This window comes from Sphingobacterium sp. B29, from assembly GCF_001952815.1.
Taxonomy (GTDB): Bacteria; Bacteroidota; Bacteroidia; order Sphingobacteriales; family Sphingobacteriaceae; genus Sphingobacterium; species Sphingobacterium siyangense.
In genome coordinates, this window is the sequence record NZ_CP019158.1 from 89,562 (window position 1) to 110,241 (window position 20,680).

14 protein-coding genes are annotated in these 20,680 nt (G+C 41.1%); 1 reads left to right on the top strand and 13 read right to left on the bottom strand.

Annotation, left to right across the window (positions count from 1 at the left end; all coding sequences use genetic code 11):
• Positions 1-209 precede the first annotated feature (209 nt).
• From BV902_RS00395 to BV902_RS00405, 3 genes are read right to left on the bottom strand one after another with little or no spacing between them, the layout of a single operon-like run.
• Complete coding sequence (locus BV902_RS00395) at positions 210-2,993, bottom strand: glycoside hydrolase family 2 (RefSeq protein ID WP_075990293.1); 2,784 nt, start codon at positions 2,991-2,993, stop codon at positions 210-212.
• A gap of 7 nt (positions 2,994-3,000) precedes the next feature.
• On the bottom strand, positions 3,001-6,369 hold the full coding sequence (locus tag BV902_RS00400; RefSeq protein ID WP_075990294.1) for a tetratricopeptide repeat protein: 3,369 nt from the start codon (positions 6,367-6,369) through the stop codon (positions 3,001-3,003).
• 54 nt (positions 6,370-6,423) lie between these two features.
• Positions 6,424-7,800 carry a sugar porter family MFS transporter gene (locus tag BV902_RS00405; protein WP_075990295.1) on the bottom strand — a complete coding sequence of 459 codons (1,377 nt, stop codon included), beginning with the start codon at positions 7,798-7,800 and terminating at the stop codon, positions 6,424-6,426.
• Between the two features lie 129 nt (positions 7,801-7,929).
• On the opposite strand from BV902_RS00405, the gene BV902_RS00410 reads away from it, so the two are divergent.
• Entirely contained in the window at positions 7,930-8,823 is an 894-nt protein-coding gene (locus tag BV902_RS00410; RefSeq protein WP_075990296.1) for an AraC family transcriptional regulator, read from the top strand.
• 173 nt (positions 8,824-8,996) lie between these two features.
• On the opposite strand, the gene BV902_RS00415 is transcribed toward BV902_RS00410, so the two are convergent.
• From BV902_RS00415 to BV902_RS00460, 10 genes are all read right to left on the bottom strand, one after another.
• Entirely contained in the window at positions 8,997-9,776 is a 780-nt protein-coding gene (locus BV902_RS00415; protein WP_075990297.1) for an enoyl-CoA hydratase/isomerase family protein, read from the bottom strand.
• A gap of 5 nt (positions 9,777-9,781) precedes the next feature.
• Positions 9,782-12,274: a DUF5686 family protein gene (locus BV902_RS00420; protein ID WP_172840623.1), complete on the bottom strand. Its 2,493-nt coding sequence runs from the start codon at positions 12,272-12,274 to the stop codon at positions 9,782-9,784.
• A gap of 174 nt (positions 12,275-12,448) precedes the next feature.
• The gene (locus BV902_RS00425; RefSeq protein WP_075990299.1) at positions 12,449-13,825 is read right to left on the bottom strand and encodes an NADH-quinone oxidoreductase subunit N; all 1,377 of its coding nucleotides are present in this window, start codon (positions 13,823-13,825) and stop codon (positions 12,449-12,451) included.
• A 17-nt stretch (positions 13,826-13,842) separates the two neighbouring features.
• Positions 13,843-15,285 carry a complex I subunit 4 family protein gene (locus BV902_RS00430; protein WP_075990300.1) on the bottom strand — a complete coding sequence of 481 codons (1,443 nt, stop codon included), beginning with the start codon at positions 15,283-15,285 and terminating at the stop codon, positions 13,843-13,845.
• Between the two features lie 14 nt (positions 15,286-15,299).
• A complete protein-coding gene (gene nuoL, locus BV902_RS00435; RefSeq protein WP_075990301.1) occupies positions 15,300-17,222 on the bottom strand; it encodes an NADH-quinone oxidoreductase subunit L in 1,923 nt (640 codons plus the stop codon).
• A gap of 19 nt (positions 17,223-17,241) precedes the next feature.
• Positions 17,242-17,571, bottom strand: a complete 330-nt coding sequence (gene nuoK, locus BV902_RS00440; RefSeq protein ID WP_046673084.1) for an NADH-quinone oxidoreductase subunit NuoK — start codon at positions 17,569-17,571, stop codon at positions 17,242-17,244.
• Positions 17,571-18,068, bottom strand: coding sequence for an NADH-quinone oxidoreductase subunit J family protein (locus BV902_RS00445; RefSeq protein ID WP_046673083.1), 498 nt, complete (start codon positions 18,066-18,068; stop codon positions 17,571-17,573). Before BV902_RS00445 ends, nuoK begins: the two co-directional genes overlap by 1 nt.
• 11 nt (positions 18,069-18,079) lie before the next feature.
• Positions 18,080-18,589 carry a NuoI/complex I 23 kDa subunit family protein gene (locus tag BV902_RS00450; RefSeq protein ID WP_070560982.1) on the bottom strand — a complete coding sequence of 170 codons (510 nt, stop codon included), beginning with the start codon at positions 18,587-18,589 and terminating at the stop codon, positions 18,080-18,082.
• A gap of 13 nt (positions 18,590-18,602) precedes the next feature.
• Positions 18,603-19,646, bottom strand: a complete 1,044-nt coding sequence (nuoH, locus tag BV902_RS00455) for an NADH-quinone oxidoreductase subunit NuoH (RefSeq protein ID WP_075990302.1) — start codon at positions 19,644-19,646, stop codon at positions 18,603-18,605.
• Positions 19,647-19,654: 8 nt separating this feature from the next.
• Positions 19,655-20,674, bottom strand: coding sequence for a 2Fe-2S iron-sulfur cluster-binding protein (locus tag BV902_RS00460; RefSeq protein WP_075990303.1), 1,020 nt, complete (start codon positions 20,672-20,674; stop codon positions 19,655-19,657).
• Between the last annotated feature and the right edge of the window lie 6 nt (positions 20,675-20,680).

Here is a 20,680-nt window from a genome sequence, read left to right on the forward strand (position 1 = left end):
ACTGCAGGAATATAAAAAAGTTACTCCGGAAAATGGAGTGGCCTTCAACTATATCAGATTGAAAGTTAGTCTATAATTGATTTATGCCAAAGGTCTGTAACAGGATGTATCCTGTCACAGACCTTTGGCATATAATTCTGCAATAGCGGATGAAGTTGAACGATTAGCCTTAGGCTGATGCGTTAAATTTTTCCAAAGCGATCTTCTAACTAATAGATCGCTTTGGGTTCGGATTTTTCTTGCGCTTCTTTGTAGCGCAATACCTGCGATAGAATTGCCGGATTTTCGATCACTTTAGGCCTAAACTTTGTACTGTTCATATACGCTAATATGGAGCTCAACAGCTGTCTTGCAACGGGCCTATTGGCTAGATCCGCCTCCATATCGAACGAAGCGATCATCAGCTTGCCTGATCCTACCGTCCCTTCAAAAAGAGATGCTAATCTTCTATTATTGGCAAAGTTATCAATGAGCTCTACAACTGCATGTCCACCTTTGACCTGATCCGTAATCATCGTAGTCGATTTAATTTGGAGATCCCACCATTGCCAATCCGTATGATTATCTGTCGGGAAATCGGCAAATACAGGATGTTTAGGATCACAAAGCAAGCCCATTGTACCAGCCTGTTTTGGAAAGTGTACCGGGCTCCAAAAAACAGGAACGAACTTCCCTTCAATACCGCTTATTTTCTTCCAATCGGGATTTAAAAGCACTTTTTTCCCTTCTTTCAGCAAGTGCATTGCTTCCTCCAATTCGCGCGTATAGCTAACTTCCCCAAAATTAACGGCTACCTTCTGAGGATACACCCAAATATTCCAATGATTTTCGTATGAAGTACCCTCAAGTTTAAGTTGAATCGTCAATTTCTTCGCCTGTCCAATTGTTTGTAATGGTACTTCTAAATGCCCCACATTGCCTTGATGTCCTTTTCCAATGGTTGACTGAAAATGTCCCTGTGCGACTATTTTTCCCGCATCTTTCAGGAACCAACTAATCCCCTGATTCTTCAAAATCTCCTGTCCATAATTACTCACATCTATAGAAGCTTTGAACGTTTCATCGTTGGTATATACAGCTTTCGCAAACTGAAGCAAAGGCACTACTGGAGCACTAAATTGTCGAAATTCTGCCGCAGAGAGAATATGTTTGCTGTCCCAAAAAGCATCTAATAAGCCTACCAATGCCGTTCCCTGACCAGGGAAATCGTGAAGATCAAGGAGCTGATAACCACTGATACCCGGTGTCTTCAACGCTCTTTCCATCTCCTCTTTGTACAGCATAGCTGCCAATTTTCCCGAGGACATCGTATATGCGCTGGCCTTATGTAATAATCCTTTTTGTTTTAGATCTTCTGCTACAGAAATGAAGTTTAACGGTTTTAAAACACCTTTATATTTTTTGATTTCGGCGAGATTGGGATAGACAGCATATTGTCCAATTTCGTGCGTCACGACCGGAATCGAAATTCCTTCCAAAGAATTGCTGTAGTTTTTATTGAATGTAGGTGCTTCGCTATTAAATACACCTTGTCCCCGCACCCAGCCCCTGGCTGTCCACTGGGTAATCAGATAATCATCATAGGGTTCTTCCTTCACACCATGCCCTTGCTGGAATGTAAAAGAAGTTGCCGCATAAAGATGCCGTTTGTCTTTTTCCTTTACGTATTTTACCAGATCATTCAGCGCATTGAAATCACCACTCAACTCATTACCCATACTCCAAAAACAAAAGGACGGATGATTTCCATAAGTCTGCATTATTCGATCGGCCTCTTCATAGAGAAAATTCATCACTCCCTCATCTTTACCAAGATTATTCTCCCAGATTGGCAACTCAATTTGAAGATAGAATCCCAATTCGTCGGCAACAGCAAAGGCCGCCTCAGGAGGACACCATGAATGAAACCTCAGATGATTTAGCCCCCATTCGCGCGCTGTCACAAAGACTTTTCTCCAACCGGCCTTATCCATCGGCGGATGTCCCGTTAACGGGAAGATACTGCATTCCAATGTTCCCCTCAAAAATAAAGGCTCACCATTGACTTTTAGCATGGTCCCATCCGTAGAAAGCTCACGCATACCTATTGAGGTACTTAATGTTGATACGGCATCTATGGTTTTCAATTCCAGATTGATGTCGTACAAATGCGGTGAAAATTCGCTCCAAAGTTTCAGTTTGTCACCAAGAAGGTAGTTTAGATTGATCGCTGAATCCCCTGGCGACAGCTGAATGGTTCTTTCAACGGATGGTAGGGAACCCATTTTGTCTTTTACCTTTATTTTCAGTTTACCGACAACGGCCTTTGCAAGTTTATTACGGAGATTGATCTGCAGATTGATTTCCTTTTTCGCTAGATTAGGGCTCGCATACACAGACTTCAGACGCACCGCATCGTAGACCTGAATAGCAATCTTTCCAAGAATGCCATTCCAAATAATTTGGGTGTGATCGGTATAAGCATGCGCCATATCATCAACGCTGATTGGGAGCTTCTTCCTGTTATCTATGCGGATTGTCAACCGATGTTTCTTTCCTGCTTTCAGTAGCGAACTTAAGTCAAACTCATGCGGACTGACAAGGCTGCGTTGCTTTTGTACTACTGCTATCCCATCGATCCAAACCATAGACTCCCAAAGAACACGCTCGAGGGTTAAGATCATCTCCTTACCTGCCCAACCTGCCGGGATTGAAAGTTCCCGCGTATACCATACTGCCCCCACATAACGATGTGTTCGCGTTAAATGCGAAAGCTGAGGTTTGGCAAGAGCAGGTGTCAATGTATTTACGGTTCCTAAACCCGCATCATCAGTTGTTCCTGGTAATCTGATCGATGTTTCGAACGATTTACCAGCCCAACCATGCTCGATACCGACATCTTCGGGATCCAGCCGAACTTTCCACTCTCCTGCAAGATCAAGACGATTTAGTCCATCTGCCCAGACCGTATAACTTTGAAATAGAACGACGAATACAATGATATAGCGATACATACTGAAATTAATTCTTTAAAGAAGTTTCACCTAAGAAAGAGTGTATAATGGCCTGGCTCCCTTGGTGATTGGGATCCAACTGCTGCACTTGTGCCAAATAATCCATTGCCATAGCACGATCTCCATTCCCCAAATACCCCAATCCCATGACATACAGACAATGTATTTTATTCTTATGATCTAGATCTTCCTCCCAAATATCCATATCAGGCAAGGAAACTGCAAAATAATCTATTTTAAAGGGCTTGTCAATAAATAACTTTCCATGATCTATTAAACATTGAAAACGTTGTTCAGCTCGCACTGGATCACCAAGCTCATGCCAGGCTAAACCTTGATAAAATATCTTATCTGGTTGTGGATCATTATAGAAAAGGGCCTGCTGGGGTTCATCAGCACCTTCTGTTGCTTTATAGAAATAAACTTTAGCTTCTTCGTCCATCCCCAATAAACGATAGACGAGTCCCTTATAATAGTGAACATCGTTTTCTTCCATTGTAATCAGCTTACCTTCACCAAGGTTATGTGGATAATAATCAAGCGCCTTTAGCAAGGAAAGCGCCTGTTGCGGCTCGTTTTGCAGTATCGATTTTTTGGCCAATTCCAGCTGACATATGGTGTATTGACGAGAGACCTTACCTTCCCCTCCTTCCCAGGGCTTAAACTGCCGGGAAGCAAGCAACGTTTTCGCGCTCTCATATTCACCCAAGAGATTAAACAGGGTGATCCGCTCCAAGAATAGATCATCTCTAAGCATCACCAAATCCGGATATCGATCGAGCAGGGCCAACCTTTCTTTGTAAGAGCGTCCCTCCTTCTTGTAGAGCTGATGAAGCTCCATGAGTAAACGTGCATCAGTTTCATCCAATGAAAATGCGCTCTCCAATAGGGGCAAGGCTTCTTTCTTCTTGTTTATCCGATTATAATAAGCTAAGGCCAAATTACGATAAACGGTAGGAAACTGTCCATCCAATTGGATAGCATGCTCCCAACAGTCAACAGCATCCTGATGCTGTCTTTTACCATACCAAAGATTGCCCAAATAATACGAGGCCTTTGCGTCAGCACTATTTAAAACTAGGGCATGTCGGAGAATTGCAATCTCTTCAAAACGATTTGGAAAACAATAAGTCGGATCCATAACGGCGGCTTGATCACAATACGTTTTTGCCTTGTCATGCAAGCCCAGATGAGTCGCAAAATACCCTAGTGTATAATATACCATAGGGTAAACTAAGGTTACGTCTTCAATAGTTTTTTCAAGGAGTAAAGATGCTTCTTCATACAGACCGGCATGAGCAAAATCCAATGCATATTCTATCGCACTATGAATATTAACGCGCGCTAAATCGAGAATAGGAGAAAATATCGATTCTTCTTGTGTTAACAGGTACCATTCGAATCGACAGCCCATATTAAACGGATCCAATTCCATTGATTCTTGAATCCATGCTAAAGCAGCATCTTTTGCCCCGATTTTTCTTAAAATAGAGGCCTTCAGCTGTCTTCCTTTATGGTGATACCAGTTTCTGCTCAATGACTGATCTATTTTTTCCAAAGCAGCTTTCCAATCACCTCTCTTGGCATCTATTTGTGCCAAGCCAAAATAGCCAGAATCCTTCCACGCGGCATTCCATGTTGCTTTGTAGAAAGCTGCATATGCCCCATTCAGATCCCCAGATAGTTGCAGAGCTACACCAAGGTTGTAGTAAGGTTCTCCATCATAAGGATTGGGATTACGTTCCGTAGCGCGAGCGATCGCGGTCTCAAAATAAGTAATGGACTCCTCTATCTTACCGTTCCGCAACAAGAAAGCGCCCATTGCATTATTACATCTGATGTCGTTCGGTTCACGTCGCAGAGCCTCCTTATAATAATCCAATGGATTATAAGTTGCATGTCGGTACTGCTCCAGATGCTGTCCTGTCAAAAACAATTCTTCGATAGAACAAATGTCTTCGGGCAGCAATGCTGCCTGTGCTGGTTTGGGTATATCTTCAGCATCCTTCGGCTGTTCTTGCTGGTAGACCAATATTTCATGGTTATTTTTATCATACACAGTCAATATGAGTTCGGTTGGTACACTGTCCAATCCAGCAACACTTTGGGTATAAATATTCCGAGGAGAACAAGTCACTTGTTCGTCCAAATAGATTTTACCGGCCGTATTACGTAACAAAACACGTATACTTTCATACCTCCCTGTTGTATACAAGACAATGTGAGCAGTCTGCTCCCTAACCTCCATATTGAGCACCGCATCTTTTGTTGCATTTTTCACCTGTCCGACTTCTGCGTATGGCATAAAATACTGAGACCAGGATTTCACTTCGTAAGGTTGTAACCAAGCAAAATCAGGCTGATTATCTGTATATACACCAGCCATCAATTCAATGTATGGTCCATTTTCATCTGTCAGGTTTCTATCCCAAGCGACACCAAAGTCACCATTTCCCCAGGTCCACTGTTTTTTCCCAGGTGAAATGTGATGGTCAGCCACATGTAACATCCCCGCATTGGTAGCACCAGCCTCATAGCCGCCAACGAAGTTGTATTTCGATTGAATGGCCATATAGGATGTCGGAACAGGAATATTTTTGTATTGTGCAATATCAACACCTCCCGAGTAATCGTACTTGTAATAGGTTCCCGTAGCAATCGGGAAAGAAGAGACCTCTCGCTTTCCATGATCAAAAACGGCATTGACATCGGGAGGGAACACGGAATAATAGTCGTCATTCACAACAACAGCCGGATTGGCCCACCACAGAAAAGTTTGTGGCAATGCTGTCCGGTTATACACCTGAACCTTGATTTCCAGATACGCTTTGTCGGGATGCAAAGTAAATCCCTGCATGGCCTTCATCCGAAACATACGCTCGATTTCGTTGCACCAAACCGTAATACTTCCATCGCTGTTGTGTTCGATTAAATGCTCTGTGGGCATAAATGTAGTCGGTCTATGATGCTGGGGCCAATTAAATTCAATCCCTCCGGAAATCCAAGGACCAGTGAGCCCAACCAAAGCGGGCTTGATAACTTCATTATAGTAAACGAAATGTCGTTCTCGAACTTTATCATAAGCCATATGAACCCGTCCACCTAAAGCTGGAAGAATCATCACCTTGATATATTCATTTTCAAGAAATAGCGCTTGATAGATCTTGTTTCGCTTCTGATCGCTAATTTTCTCTATGATCGGATAGGGATATACTACCCCCGAGCTACCTTGGTATACGCGCTTTTCGGCAAATATGGGATTCTTCTCCATCGTCCCAATCTCGTATGTTGGAATCGCAACCTGCTCCTCCCATGCTTTTACGATCCCTTTCTGGTCAACTGTTGATTTTATGAGGTAACGCGTCAATTCTGTCATTTTCTTAATACGCTAATAGGTTTATATAGGTCGAGTTGATTATCCTAGTGCCAATTATCTTTCAAGTTCTTGTTCAATTTCTTCTAAGCTTTTTCCTTTGGTCTCTTTCAGTCGGCTCCATAGAAACAGATAACCGATAAAACAGACTCCACCATACAGCCAGAATGTACCAGCTGCGCCCAGATTTTGATTCAGTAAAGGAAAAGTATAAGTGAGCACAAAACATGCAATCCATAGTAATGATGTCGCGATCGCCATCGCCTGCGCCCTTACAGCGGTAGGGAATATTTCGGCGATGATTACCCAAGTAACAGGTGCCAAAGTCATCGCATACACCGCAATTCCGGCTAACACAAGAAGAAGCACGAAAATGCCACTGCAATTGAAATAATAACAAGCCCCTAGGGCAATATAAATCACAAAAAGCCCTGCTGATCCGAAGAGCATCAATGCACGGCGACCAATTCGATCGACCAGATACATGCCGATGAATGTAAAAATTACATTGATCACTCCAGTGATAATAATATTGAAAAGCATCCCCGAAACGGTATATCCAGCAGCCGTAAAAATTTCTTGGGCATAATTAAAAATAACATTAATCCCACACCATTGCTGAAAGACCGCAATAAAACTCCCGAGCAACAACAACCGCAGCAACTTGCCCTGGAATAAATTTCTTTTTCGGGCTTTACCCTGATTTAGTTCAGCCGCCTCGGCAATAGATCGTATATTTTCTGCTGCATATTCATCTCCACCCATGCGTAAAAACACACGCTTTGCCTGTTCATGCCTCCCTTTCGTATACAACCAACGGGGGCTTTCGGGAATCAGGAAAAGCAGCACTAAAAAAACGACCGCTGGGATCGCTCCTGCCCAAAACATCCATCTCCACCCCTCTTGCCCATTCCAGGTTTCTAGAATAGATTCTCCAGCTAAAATGGGCTTTGCAATGAGCCAATTGACCACTTGCGCTGCAAGTATGCCCAGTACAATGGTTAATTGATTGACCGATACAAATTTTCCCCGACTTTCCGCAGGGGCGATTTCCGCGATATACATCGGAGCCAAATTGGAGGCTACACCAATACCTATCCCGCCCAAAATCCGATAAATAATAAAGGTATCAAGTTCGGACGCCATGCCGGTTCCCAATGCAGAAATTATAAATAAAATTGCGGCTGTATAAATCAGTGGTTTTCGACCATAGCGATCTGCCAGTCCCCCCGAGAGCAATACACCAACAAAGCTTCCCACAATCGCCGAAGACATGGCCCATCCCTGCAATGCAGGATCGGATTCCAAATGAAAATAAGCTTCGTAAAATGGTTTCGCACCTCCAATAACTACCCAATCATATCCAAATAGAAATCCACCAATAGCAGCCACAAAAGTGATCAATAGCAGATAGGTTGTTGCAGTCTTTTGCATAAGAGTTTACATATTTAGATTTACTTAGGTAAAAGTAATGGATTACTTGGGGAGAATCATGTAAGTGAACACGATAAACATGTAAAATATTACTATTTTTATAAGGATAACCAAAAACAAGCTCGATTTATGAAACAAAACCAAGATGTCATCGCTGAAGGATTCAAAGGAGAAAAGGCAATTGTCCTTCCCTATGCCGTATGCAACTACCAGACAGACAATAACATCACAACAAAATTACACATCACACATATCGGCTATTATCCCAATGCAAAAAAACATTATCGCGATCGTCAGGAAGGATGCAAGGAATATATTCTGATTTATTGCGAAAAAGGAAGTGGTTGGATAAAACAGGATGATACAACGCACAACCTCAATAGAAATGATATATATATCATACCGAGAGATAGTGCACATTGCTATGGCGCAAAATCAAATGATCCCTGGAGTATCTATTGGATTCATTTCGCCGGGACAGATGCGGCTCTTTTTAAACATATCATGGGCCAAGTGATTCATATCGTTGATGCGGATTCAAACAAACATGCCAACCGCATCCAGCTCTTCGAGAGCATCTACAAAAATCTGGAAATGGGGTACAGCCCAGAAAATTTGGAGTATACGAGTTTTTGCTTTCAATATTTTTTAGCTTCCATTCAATATCAGGCGCAGTTTAGAGAAAGCAACCGAATTCAAGTAGATAATATCATACAGGACATCATTATATTTATGAAAGACAATCTGGAGAACAATATCAATTTGGAAGAGATTGCCGCACATTTCAACTATTCTAAATCACATCTTATTAACTTGTTCAAGCAGAAAACGTCTTACCCCCCCATGGTGTATTACAATCAACTACGGATGCAAAGAGCTTGCTCTTACTTGCAATTTACGCTACTCAAGATTAAAGAAATCGCATTTAAACTCCACTTTTATGATCCCTTTCATTTTTCAAAAGCGTTTACACGAGAAATGAAAATGTCGCCACAAGAATACCGAAAAAAATATCAAAAATAATGGCAGTTAAACCCTTCAGATTCATAAGCCATCTAGATCAGTTACCTCTAAACAATTGGTTATAAACGATTGGCTCTCCATCCGAACATCTTTTCTTGGCGCTATCTCATCTCTTCATCGACATTCAAACCTGCCAATGCACAACGTATAGCATTTAACGAAGTATTGCGGCATTATTCAAAATTGGGTGTCCTTTTCGCTAAAAATGCTGAAACACCTTCTTTGAAATCGTCTGTTCCGAACAGATGTCCAAAGGCATCCATTTCCACCTTATTCCCATTCTGTTGTTTATCTTCAGCGGCGTTAATGGCTGCAATAGCATTTGCCACCGCAACACGCGAGCGGGTAAATATCTTTTGGAGTATTTCCTCCGCTCGAGCAATTAGTTTATCCTGTGCGATCACCTCATTGACCAGTCCTAGTTCATAAGCTCGCTGCGCATCAATCATATCGCCCGTTAAAATCATTTGCATAGCCTGTCCTTTTCCGATCAATTTGGGCAAACGCTGCGTACCTCCGTAACCGGGAATCAGCCCCAAAGAAACCTCCGGAAGTCCCATTCTGGCATTTTCAGAAGCGATACGAATATGGCAAGCTAAAGCCATCTCGAGTCCTCCGCCTAAAGCATATCCATTTATAGCAGCAATAACTGGCTTCGGGGAAGCTTCGATAAGATCCGTAAAAATAATATGTCCTCTTTCACTAAGCCATCGTGCCTGAATCACAGACAAATCCATAAATTCCTTGATATCCGCGCCCGCGGCAAATGCTTTATGTCCGGCGCCAGTCAGGATAATACCCCTTACATGATCATCGGAATTGAAATGTTTGAAGATATCTTGCAATTCATCAAGCGTTTCCTGATTTAAGGCATTCAGTTGCGGCTCGCGATTAATGATGACATAGCCAATACTATCTTTAATGGCATACTTTAAATTTGAATATTGAACCATAATTGCTAAAAATTAAAATGTAAGGATGCCGTAAAAGTATCAGAAGGAACTCCTTCACCGCCTTTATAGCTTAATCTCTTTTTATACTCTAATCTAATCAATTTAAAGATATTATCCACCCCCACAAGTCCTTCTACATAAGGTTTGTTACGCACTGCTTTTGTTTGAATAATACCATCCTTGTCCGCTTCAAACTGAATATTTTCGGGCGTAACAAAGGGATTGTTGGCATCGCTTAACTTTCCATAAAAAGCCTTGAATCCTGTTACTTCACGCCACTTTAACCGTCTGAACAAAGGAATTCTATTAAAAAAGAAACCATTCCAATTGTGGTAATAAGTCAATTTCAAAAACTGGTCTGAAACAAATTCCGAGGTCGCCATCAAGTCAAAATTCACCAACGGCCCCTGCTTATCTTTAGTGACTTCTGGAAGTTCCAGTAAGGTATAAGGCAGATGTTTCCCCCAAATTCTCCCGCCTGAGAATTCAAAATCAGCCTGCCCTGCTGGCGATAAGAACAATCGTTTGAACACACTGAACCGCAACGCATCATAACTATAATCTGCCCCCCAAAATCCTTTCAGGCCTTTATTATATTGCAGGGTAAAAATGGGATATTTATTTTCTACTGTTCCCCTGTCGAGATTATGATAAGTAAATTCTTCATTCGGAGCCCAACGCAAAATTAGCTGTAGATCATTTGTATTTACTTGGCGGACTGTATCGGGTGAAGGTAGACTATTGATATAAAACAAATCACCGCGAGGTTGTCTGCGGGTATGTGTAAATGCCGTTCCTACACTAATATGGTTCCCAAATTCGATCAGATGATCGAGACGATAGATATCATTAAACTGCCATTTATTAGGCCTGTTTTTTCCAAAAGAACGGAAGAAACCATCTCCTTTTAAAAAACCCAAACCTCGCCCCGGTTCCATAACGTCGTGCTGTACGGTAAAGCGCAAATAATTTGCCGGAAACTGAACAATACGTTCTCCATTTAAAGTAAATGCCGTACTCAGGTAGTATTTTAGCGCTTTGTCTTTATCGCCATAGGCTGTGTATCCTTCAATGTAGGCCTTTTCCGAAAACAAGCGTGTTGTTCGACCACTCATCCTAAAACGATTCCCTTCGTAATTATTACGGCTATAAAGATATTCCAGTGGACCAAACTCAACTTTCCCGGCATTATAATACCCCTTTGCCAATAAATAGCCCAATGCTACTAACTGATTAAAAGAACGCATATTCTGTACCGAATCAACTTTTTGATATGCTCCTAATTCAGCATGGCTTAATGGGCTTGGCCTGACCTCTACTATGCGTACATGCGGTGCGGACTGGAGGAGATATCTTTTTTCAACAGGTACACCAGCAAAATTCTCATTCGAAATAGAATCGGTGCGATGTCCTAAGTATTGGGTTTCCCTGCGCCCATACAATACATCCGACTTGCTCCCGCCAAATAACATTTTCAGGTCTGCATGAACGGGAAGCATGCTACCGTTTTTAAATTCGCTATAGCTGAGATCTATCTGCACGTCATTTATCCAATTGATATTTGCAGTACGTCCGATATTCAATGTCGCGCGATGAACCGCATACCTTGTATCATCTGAGATCAGTAGATCACCATAGAAGAGCAGATCAATTTCCGATTTACCTTCAAAATGGAGTTCAATATAATCCTTCCCCTCGATCTTTATCGTATCTTGAATTTTGTACCTATAAAACGCTGTAGCACCGGAAGCAATTGGACTTAAGACTCCTTTGTTCGTGATCTGAATTGTATTATCATAGAGATCAACATCACGGAGTATCGTCTGGAACCGTGTCTGCCAATTATCATTGTTAAAAAAGCGTGGATTTAATTCGGTCTGATTGTGGCTGATGACAATCTTCTTACTACGATCTGGATTATGGGATGAATAGATATTGGCATAGTTTTCTTCCAAATAAAAGGGTGCAATGGTCTGCCCCCTAAAAGCTGTAGAATCGACATTTTCAAAGAGGAATCGGAATGGTTTCGGAAATTTTTTCGCTTTATCCTCAGGATTGACAAAACCAAATTGCGTCTTCTCATATTCGTCAAAACGAATTTCAGGTATACGGGTATAATGATTTTGTGGTCGATGTGCTATCACCTGTTCGATCAGTGCAATAGCTGGATCTTTAGGCTTTTTGTTTTTTCTATTGACCACGACCTCCTCTAATGTATTATTCGAGGCAATTAAATGCACCGTCAACATAGAATCTTGTAACCGACGAACATCCACTGTCCGCCGCTCATACCCCACTGCTCCAAATACAAGCTGTCTGTATTTCTTGATATCTTGAATCTTAAAATACCCAAGGGTATCGCTGCTACCACCGCGATCTTCCCCAAGCCAGTTGATTGAAACCCTTGAAATGCCGTTGCCTGTTTGTGCATCAACGACCTTTCCACGAATAAAGTCCTGTGCAATTACTTGTTCGCAGATAACGAAGAAAAGTAACACACATAAAACATGAATCGAAAAAGATTTAACACACACTTTAAACGCCATCTGCAATTTGATAGGATTTCTTTTTTACAATATACAATTTGTATGCAAGAGTTATACCAATAAAAATAAAAAAAGCACAGCGAAATCGCCATGCTCTAATAAACAACAAGTATTTTAACAGAAACTTTATATTAATTTTAAAAGGCAGTCTGGATATACCCCAATTAAGATGGTAAGCATTACGGCAAGGAATAATACCAATGAATAATTCCACTGCACATTGACACAGGATTCGTCACTGTCTCTAAAGTACATCGCAACGACAACTTTTAAGTAGTAATACACGGCAATGCCTGCATTGATTACCGCCAATACGAGCAAAACAATATGATAATTTTCCATAACAGAAGAAAACATCATAAACTTACCGATAAATCCAGCTGTCAGTGGTATTCCCGCAAGAGAAAGCATGGCTATCGTGATAGCAAATGCGAGCAAAGGATTTCGTTTACCCAAGCCATTAAAAGCTTCAAAATGCTCAGAGCCGGTCGTTTTCTTTACAAGGATCAATCCCGTAAAGGCAACAATGGTTGCCAGCGAATAGGCAAGGCCATAAGCAAAGATACTATTAGCCGAAGTGGCCCCTACTGCTACAATCGCAAATAACATATACCCAGCATGCGAAACACTTGAATAAGCAAGCATACGTTTGAAGGAAGATTGCATTAATGCAGAAATATTTCCAACAAATAAGGTGAGAACAGCGATCACTAAGAAAACCGGAGTCCAAAAATCTTGTAAAGGCAATAGACTATAACTGAATAAACGTAACAATCCGGCGAACGAAGCAACTTTAACGACCGTACTCATATAACTCGTAATCAGTATCGGAGCCCCATCATAAACATCAGGTGTCCAGAAATGAAAGGGAACAGCCCCCACCTTGAACGTCAGTCCCACAATGAGGAGCAATATACCTCCATAAAACAAAGGCGAAATTGCATGCGGGTTATTGACGACATAGTTTTTGATTTCACTTAAATCAAATGATCCGGTAGCACCGTATAATAGGGCAATACCAAACAGCAGAAACCCAGTAGAGAAAGCTCCCATCAAAAAGTACTTTAATGCAGCTTCATTTGATGCTTTGTCTCTTTTACGTATACCGACCAAAATATAAAGCGCTACAGACATAATTTCAATACCTAAAAAAAGCATTGAAAAATTATGATAACTATTCACAAGAACAGCACCTGTGAGAGAGAAAATCAATAATGAATAATACTCCGCAATTTGTCCCTCCTCATCAAAATATCCCTTTGAGATTACAAAGATGCACAAGGTAACTGCGATACATAAGATCGAGAAAGCAATAGCATAATGATCAAAATGAACCATCCCACTAAAAAGAGGTCCGCTGGTAGAAGTCCAGTCATTCCATAAGAAACCAATAGCGACCAAGAAGCCAAGAATAGAAACAGGCAGCAGCATAGATTTCATCTTGAATAAACCAAGGTAAAGGACGACTAATGCTAATATCGAAAGTGTAATTATTGCACCCATACAATTAAATATATCTATTATCTGCCTAAAAATGTACTTAAAACTTCCACAGAACCTGCAGAAAGGTTCAATAGGAAATTAGGGAATATACCAATATAAAGGATCAAGACAGAGACCACTGTCAATACAATAAGTTCCGTTCCTTTTACATCTTCAAATTGTATAGTTCTTTCGGTCGTTTCTCCCAGCATCGTTCCTTGATAAAGCCTAAGGATATAAACTGCACCCAGAATTAAGGTTAAACCCGCAAAAACAGCAAACCAAAATCCATATTGAAAGACCCCTTTCAATAATAAAAACTCACCAATAAATCCATTTGTTAATGGTAACCCCACTGCTCCCATACAAATAATCATAAAGAAGATGGCCAACCGAGGCGCCTTGCTTGCTATTCCACCAAGCTCAGTAAGACGACGTGTCTGTGTGCGTTGCTGTATAATATCCAACACATAAAAAAGTCCTATCACAGAAATACCGTGATTTAACATTTGAATAGTTGCTCCACTCAGGCCATTGGTATTCCATGTAAAGACACCAGCACTAATTAAACCAACGTGGGCTATTGATGAATATGCGATCAATCGCTTCACATCATCTTGTTTAATTGCAATAATGGAAGCATAAACGATCCCAATAACGCATAAGATCATTGCAAAATGTCCGTATAGAGCAACACCTGCTGGTGCGATAGGCAATAGCCAACGCATTAAACCATAAACCCCCATTTTGAGCATGATACCCGCCAATAACATCGTGCCTGCTGCAGGTGCGTTTGTATACGTATTGGGTTGCCAAGTATGAAAAGGAAAAATTGGTATTTTGATGGCGAAAGCAACAAAAAAAGCCCAAAATAACCATCGCTGTGTATTTTCCCCCAAATCTAATGCAATAAATGAAGTCCATTCAAAATCACGATTGGGCACTTGTTGATAGAGATAAAGAATACCGATCAACATCAAAAGGCTACCCAAAAAAGTATAAATAAAGAATTTCAAATTTACGCGAATACGATCTCCTTCACCCCAAAGTGCACAAATAAAATAAATCGGAATCAAGGCAATCTCCCAGCCTACATAAAAAGTAAACGCATCCAAGGCCATAAATACGAGCAATAAGCCCGCTTGCATAAAAGCCATTAAAGCATAAAAGTTTCCTTTATAATCCTTCTTAAAGGTTGTGGCAATAATTAAAGGCATCAGCCCATTCGTCAATAAGATCAACGGCAAGCTAATTCCATCAACGCCGATATGAAAATGAATATGCAATGAAGAAATCCATAGCCAATTTTGTTCAAATTGCATTCCGCCATTTGCGTCAAAAGTACAAAGGAAAGGAATAGTCAAAGCCAAAGACAGTAATGATAAAATCAAGGCAATAGACTTTGCAGCATTGGTCTTTAAGAACGTTAGAATCAATGCGCTTATTAACGGCAATAAAATAAGTAAAAACAAGTTATCCATCGATTATACCAAAATTAAAGACTCAACACTCCATAGATGAAAATGGCAATCACCCCAATTACCATCATCAATAAATAAAAACCAACATTACCATTCTGGAGCAAACGCAATACTTTTCCTGTATCAAATGTTGCTTTCCCAGCACCGCTAACAACACCGTCAATCCCACGTTGATCCACGACATTCGCAAAGAAAGCCGAGAGCCAATTGATCGGACGTACAATGATGCTATCATAAAGTTCATCCACGTAAAACTTATTGTAAGATAAATTCGCCAAGAAACTTCTGGTACCTTCTCCCGCTTCAGGTAACTGTTGTCGTTTAACATACTTATTAAAGGCTAAAGCAACCATAATCAATACCCCAACAACAGAAACGGCCATTAATAAATATTCAGTACTGTGTTCCAAATGATGAGTTGCAGGCATTATTGCTTTTCCCTCTGAGAACACCGGCGCCAGGAAATCCTCAAGCCAATGATTACCACCCAAAACAGCTGGTAAGTTGATCACACCTCCAACCACAGAAAGTATAGCCAATACAATGAGTGGCATGGTCATACTCTTTGGAGATTCATGCAAATGATGTTTTTGCTCTTCCGTACCACGAAATGTTCCAAAAAAGGTCATAAACAGCATCCTAAACATATAGAATGCCGTCATTAATGCTCCAATAAAACCTAAACCCCATAAGACCGGACTAGCGGCAAAAGCCCCCGCCAATATTTCGTCTTTGGAGAAGAAGCCAGAGAATGGCGGAATTCCTGCAATCGCAATTGTCCCCATCAACATCGTCAGATAAGTAATAGGCATTGCTTTCTTCAAGCCGCCCATTTTACGCATATCCTGTTCCTCACTCATACCATGTATAACAGATCCGGCCCCTAAGAATAGTAACGCTTTGAAAAAGGCATGAGTCAATACATGGAAAAACGCTCCAGTAAATGCTCCGACACCGAGGCCAAGAAACATATAGCCCAATTGTGAAACTGTGGAATAAGCCAAGACTTTCTTAATATCATTTTGTGTCAATGCAATCGCAGCAGCTAACAGGGCTGTACAGATAGCTATGACAGAAATGAGCTGCAACGTAAACGGTGAAAGGATAAACAATACATTGGAACGTGCAATCATATATATACCGGCTGTAACCATCGTCGCCGCATGGATCAGGGCCGACACGGGTGTCGGGCCAGCCATGGCATCTGGCAACCAGGTAAACAAAGGTATCTGCGCCGATTTACCTGTTGCAGCAATAAATAACAAAATGGTAATGCTAACGACTGTGATATCACCAACAGCAAAATTCTTGGCCGCTGGAAATACAGTCGAAAATTCTAAGGAGCCAAAAGTCCCAAGTATTAAAAATACCGCAAGCAGAAAACCTAAATCCCCTATTCTATTCATCACAAATGCTTTTTTTGCTGCATTTGCATACGAACTATTCTTATACCAAAAGCCAATCAATAAATAGGAACATAGTCCTACACCTTCCCAACCGATGAACATGACCAGGTAATTGGATCCCAATACCAATAGCAACATAAAAAAGATAAAGAGATTCAAATAAGCGAAGAACTTACCAAATCCATTATCATGATGCATATAACCAATGGAATAGACATGGATAAGGAAACCAATTCCCGTAACGATTAAGAGCATGATCGCACTTAACGGATCTACCAAAAAGGAAAGACCGATCTTGAGATTGCCCACTGCAATCCAATCAAATACATGTTGTTCAACGATGCCTGCTTGTCCAGCTTGTCTCGCTTGGTAAACTTCAGAGAACAGAAGGCAGCTACATACAAAAGAAATAAGCACTACAGCGCTGCCAACAGCGCCTATCATACCTTTGGAAAAGGTATTCCTACCCAATCCATTCACTATAAACCCGATTAAGGGCAAAAGGGGAATCAACCAAACTAATTCACTCATCGTATTTATTTCTTAAGTTCTACCAACGAAGTTTATTTAAGGAATCGATATCCACAGACTTCGTATTCCGATATACCATAATAATAATCGCAAGGCCTACGGCAACTTCTGCCGCCGCCAATGCCATGATAAAGAAGACAAAGACCTGTCCTGACGAATCGCCATGCTGCACTGAAAAAGCAGCTAAAAGAAGGTTCACCGCATTCAGCATCAATTCAATAGACATCATAATAATAATGACGTTACGGCGAATAAGAACACCGATAACACCAATAACGAAAATAATCGCACAAAAAATCAGATAATGATTTATTGGCACCCCCTGCAACTGTTGAACAACTGTTTCCATTAGATTTGTTTAGGTTCTTTCTTAGCTAATAATATTGCTCCAATCATTGCCGTCAATAACAATAATGATGATAACTCAAAAGGAAGCAAAAATTCGTTAAACAACACCTTACCCAGATTCTTAACCAACCCGATTTCTGGATTAACAACAGTCAAGGGATTAGAAATATCAAATACGCGGTATACACCGAAGAAAGTCACCAATAGGCAACAGCCGGCGATAACACCCATAAACTTAACCAAATTGGATTTCATGGGTTCGGTATCCTTATTCAGGTTGAGCAGCATCAATACAAATAAAAACAAAACCATGATGGCTCCCATATATACGATGAAATTCACCACAGCCAAAAACTGTGCATTCAAAAGAATATAATGTATTGTAAACGTAAAAAACGTAATGACCAGATACAGTACACTGTGTACAGGATTTTTTGTAAAAATGGTCAGCAGCGCAAAGAAAATAGACAAGAAGGCTACAAAATAAAATACTGTCATAATTTCCTGGTTTAGCTCTTTAATTTGGTAATATCAAAAGTTGGTTCTACCAATTTATCTTTTCCATAGATAAAATCCTTACGGAGATAATCTGCTGTCACATGCGGTCCATCCAGATAGATCGCTTCTTTCGGACAGGCCTCTTCACATAGACCACAGAAAATACATCGCAACATATTGATTTCATATACTGACGCATACTTTTCCTCGCGGTAAAGATTTTCTTCACCTTTTTTTCGCTCGGCAGCAGTCATTGTAATCGCCTCTGCAGGGCAGGACAAAGCACATAATCCACAGGCTGTACACCGCTCACGCCCTTCCTCATCACGTTTGAGCGAATGTTGCCCCCTGAAGTTTTTCGAATAAGGTCTTATTTCCTCAGGATATTTAATGGTTGGAATTTTCTTAAAAAAATGCCTTAATGTAATGCGTAAACCTTTGATAATGGCCGGAAAGTAAATTCTTTCCGAAAATGTCATCGGTTTTTGTTCGATTACTTTTTTACGATTGGTTAGTTGCATAAAAAGTCCTTTCTTATGAGAAATAAGTATCTTTAATCAATGTAAATACACCTGTAAGTACAATATTGGCAATCGCCAATGGAATCAACATCTTCCAGCCTAGATTCATCAATTGATCGTAGCGGAAACGTGGTAAAGTCCAACGCACCCACATAAAGAAAAAGATAAACAGCAATATTTTAATGAAGAATACAACCACCCCGATGATCGTGATCATATTGGCAGATAATCCCAGATCATTCATAAAAGGGAAATTATATCCGCCAAAATAAAGTGATGCCATCAATGCAGAGGAAACGAACATGTTAATATATTCGGAAAACATGTAGAGTCCCAATTTCATGGAGGAGTACTCCGTATGGTAACCACCGACAAGCTCCGTTTCACATTCTGGCAAATCAAAGGGAACCCGATTACATTCGGCAAAAGCACAGACCATAAAAATGATAAAACCCAAGGGCTGTGCCCAGATATTCCAATTGACAAAGCCCGACTGCTGCGCAACGATTTCTTCCAGTGTCAAGGTACGCGTTACCATCAACAAAGCGATAAGCGACAATCCCATTGCAATCTCATAGCTTATACTCTGTGATGCTGCACGAATTGCACCCATAAGCGAGAATTTATTATTGGAGGCCCAGCCACCCAACATGATGCCATATACGCCAAGTGCAATCACACCAAACATATACAACACCCCAACATTGATTCCTTGCGCAACCTGCAAAGAAATTGTGCGATCTCCAATCTGCAATTCCTGCCCCCAAGGAATAACGGCTGAACTAATACATGCCGTTATAATCGCAATTGTAGGCCCCAAAATAAAGAGCACTTTGTGTGCGCCCGCCGGGATAATTTCCTCCTTAAAGAAGAATTTACCTCCATCACACAACGGTTGCAAAATACCAAAGAGACCAGCCCGATCAGGACCATATCGATCTTGCATAAAGCCTGCAATTTTACGTTCCGCAAGTGTCGAATACATCGCGATCACCAAGGTGATAACAAAAATAACAGACACCAGTATTAATTTTTCTATGACAAAAGACCACTCCATGTTTGTGATTATTTCAATTTTTCTGTTCTAGCCAACTGTTCGCGATTTTGTTCCTGTAGTAATGGATTCTCCTTAACAACTTTCGGCGGATTAAATAACTCGTAGTGATTGGCAGAAATGACGGAATGTCGGTCTATTTCTGTCGGTTCCTCCAACACCCAATCGCTTGTTTTTTTCTGATCAAAGCGACAGGTATTACAGATAAACTCTTCCACTTCACCAAACTCATCCTTTCGAGCAGTTACCCGAATGACCTCTTCTCCCTTATACCATAAGGTTACCTTACCCGAACATGTCGGACAGTCGCGATGAGCATCGACAGGCTTCGTAAACCATACCCTGTTCTTGAAACGGAAGGTTTTATCGGTCAAAGCGCCCACAGGACATACATCAATAACATTTCCGGAGAAATCATTATCGATTACATTTTCAATATAAGTCGATATCTCGGCATGATCTCCTCGTCCTAAGATACCGTGTACACGCTGGTCGGTCAACTGATTTGCGACATAAACACAACGGTAACATAAGATACAACGGTTCATATGCAATTGGATCTTATCGCCCAGATCAATGCGTTCGAAGGTACGTCGATCGAATTCGTAGCGTGTATGAGCGCTGCCGTGTTCATATCCAAGATCCTGCAATTTACATTCACCAGCCTGATCGCAGATTGGGCAATCTAAGGGATGGTTAATCAATAAGATTTCAACAACACCTTTTCTTGCTTCCACCACCTCTGGCGAAGTAATATTTTGTACTTCCATACCGTCCATCACCGTTGTACGACAAGAAGCCACCAATTTCGGCATCGGTCTTGGATCTTTTTCAGATCCCTTGGAGACTTTTACCAAACAGGTACGGCATTTACCGCCACTCCCCTCCAGTTTGGAGTAGTAACACATTGCCGGAGGGACTATATCGCCGCCGATCTGTCTCGCTGCATTTAATATGCTTGTCCCAGGAGCAACCTCTATCGGTATACCATCGATGGTGACCTTAAACTTTATATCTTCCGCTTCTGCCATGATATG

What these genes read in the sequence shown, in the direction of transcription:
- BV902_RS00450 (WP_070560982.1), bottom strand. Translation starts at nt 18,589, where the DNA reads ATGCAACTAACCAATCGTAAAAAAGTAATCGAACAAAAACCGATGACA.
- BV902_RS00405 (WP_075990295.1), bottom strand. Translation starts at nt 7,800, where the DNA reads ATGCAAAAGACTGCAACAACCTATCTGCTATTGATCACTTTTGTGGCT.
- BV902_RS00430 (WP_075990300.1), bottom strand. Translation starts at nt 15,285, where the DNA reads ATGGATAACTTGTTTTTACTTATTTTATTGCCGTTAATAAGCGCATTG.
- BV902_RS00460 (WP_075990303.1), bottom strand. Translation starts at nt 20,674, where the DNA reads ATGGCAGAAGCGGAAGATATAAAGTTTAAGGTCACCATCGATGGTATA.
- BV902_RS00410 (WP_075990296.1), top strand. Translation starts at nt 7,930, where the DNA reads ATGAAACAAAACCAAGATGTCATCGCTGAAGGATTCAAAGGAGAAAAG.
- nuoK (WP_046673084.1), bottom strand. Translation starts at nt 17,571, where the DNA reads ATGGAAACAGTTGTTCAACAGTTGCAGGGGGTGCCAATAAATCATTAT.
- BV902_RS00400 (WP_075990294.1), bottom strand. Translation starts at nt 6,369, where the DNA reads ATGACAGAATTGACGCGTTACCTCATAAAATCAACAGTTGACCAGAAA.
- BV902_RS00425 (WP_075990299.1), bottom strand. Translation starts at nt 13,825, where the DNA reads ATGGGTGCAATAATTACACTTTCGATATTAGCATTAGTCGTCCTTTAC.
- BV902_RS00395 (WP_075990293.1), bottom strand. Translation starts at nt 2,993, where the DNA reads ATGTATCGCTATATCATTGTATTCGTCGTTCTATTTCAAAGTTATACG.
- BV902_RS00445 (WP_046673083.1), bottom strand. Translation starts at nt 18,068, where the DNA reads ATGACAGTATTTTATTTTGTAGCCTTCTTGTCTATTTTCTTTGCGCTG.
- nuoL (WP_075990301.1), bottom strand. Translation starts at nt 17,222, where the DNA reads ATGAGTGAATTAGTTTGGTTGATTCCCCTTTTGCCCTTAATCGGGTTT.
- BV902_RS00415 (WP_075990297.1), bottom strand. Translation starts at nt 9,776, where the DNA reads ATGGTTCAATATTCAAATTTAAAGTATGCCATTAAAGATAGTATTGGC.
- nuoH (WP_075990302.1), bottom strand. Translation starts at nt 19,646, where the DNA reads ATGGAGTGGTCTTTTGTCATAGAAAAATTAATACTGGTGTCTGTTATT.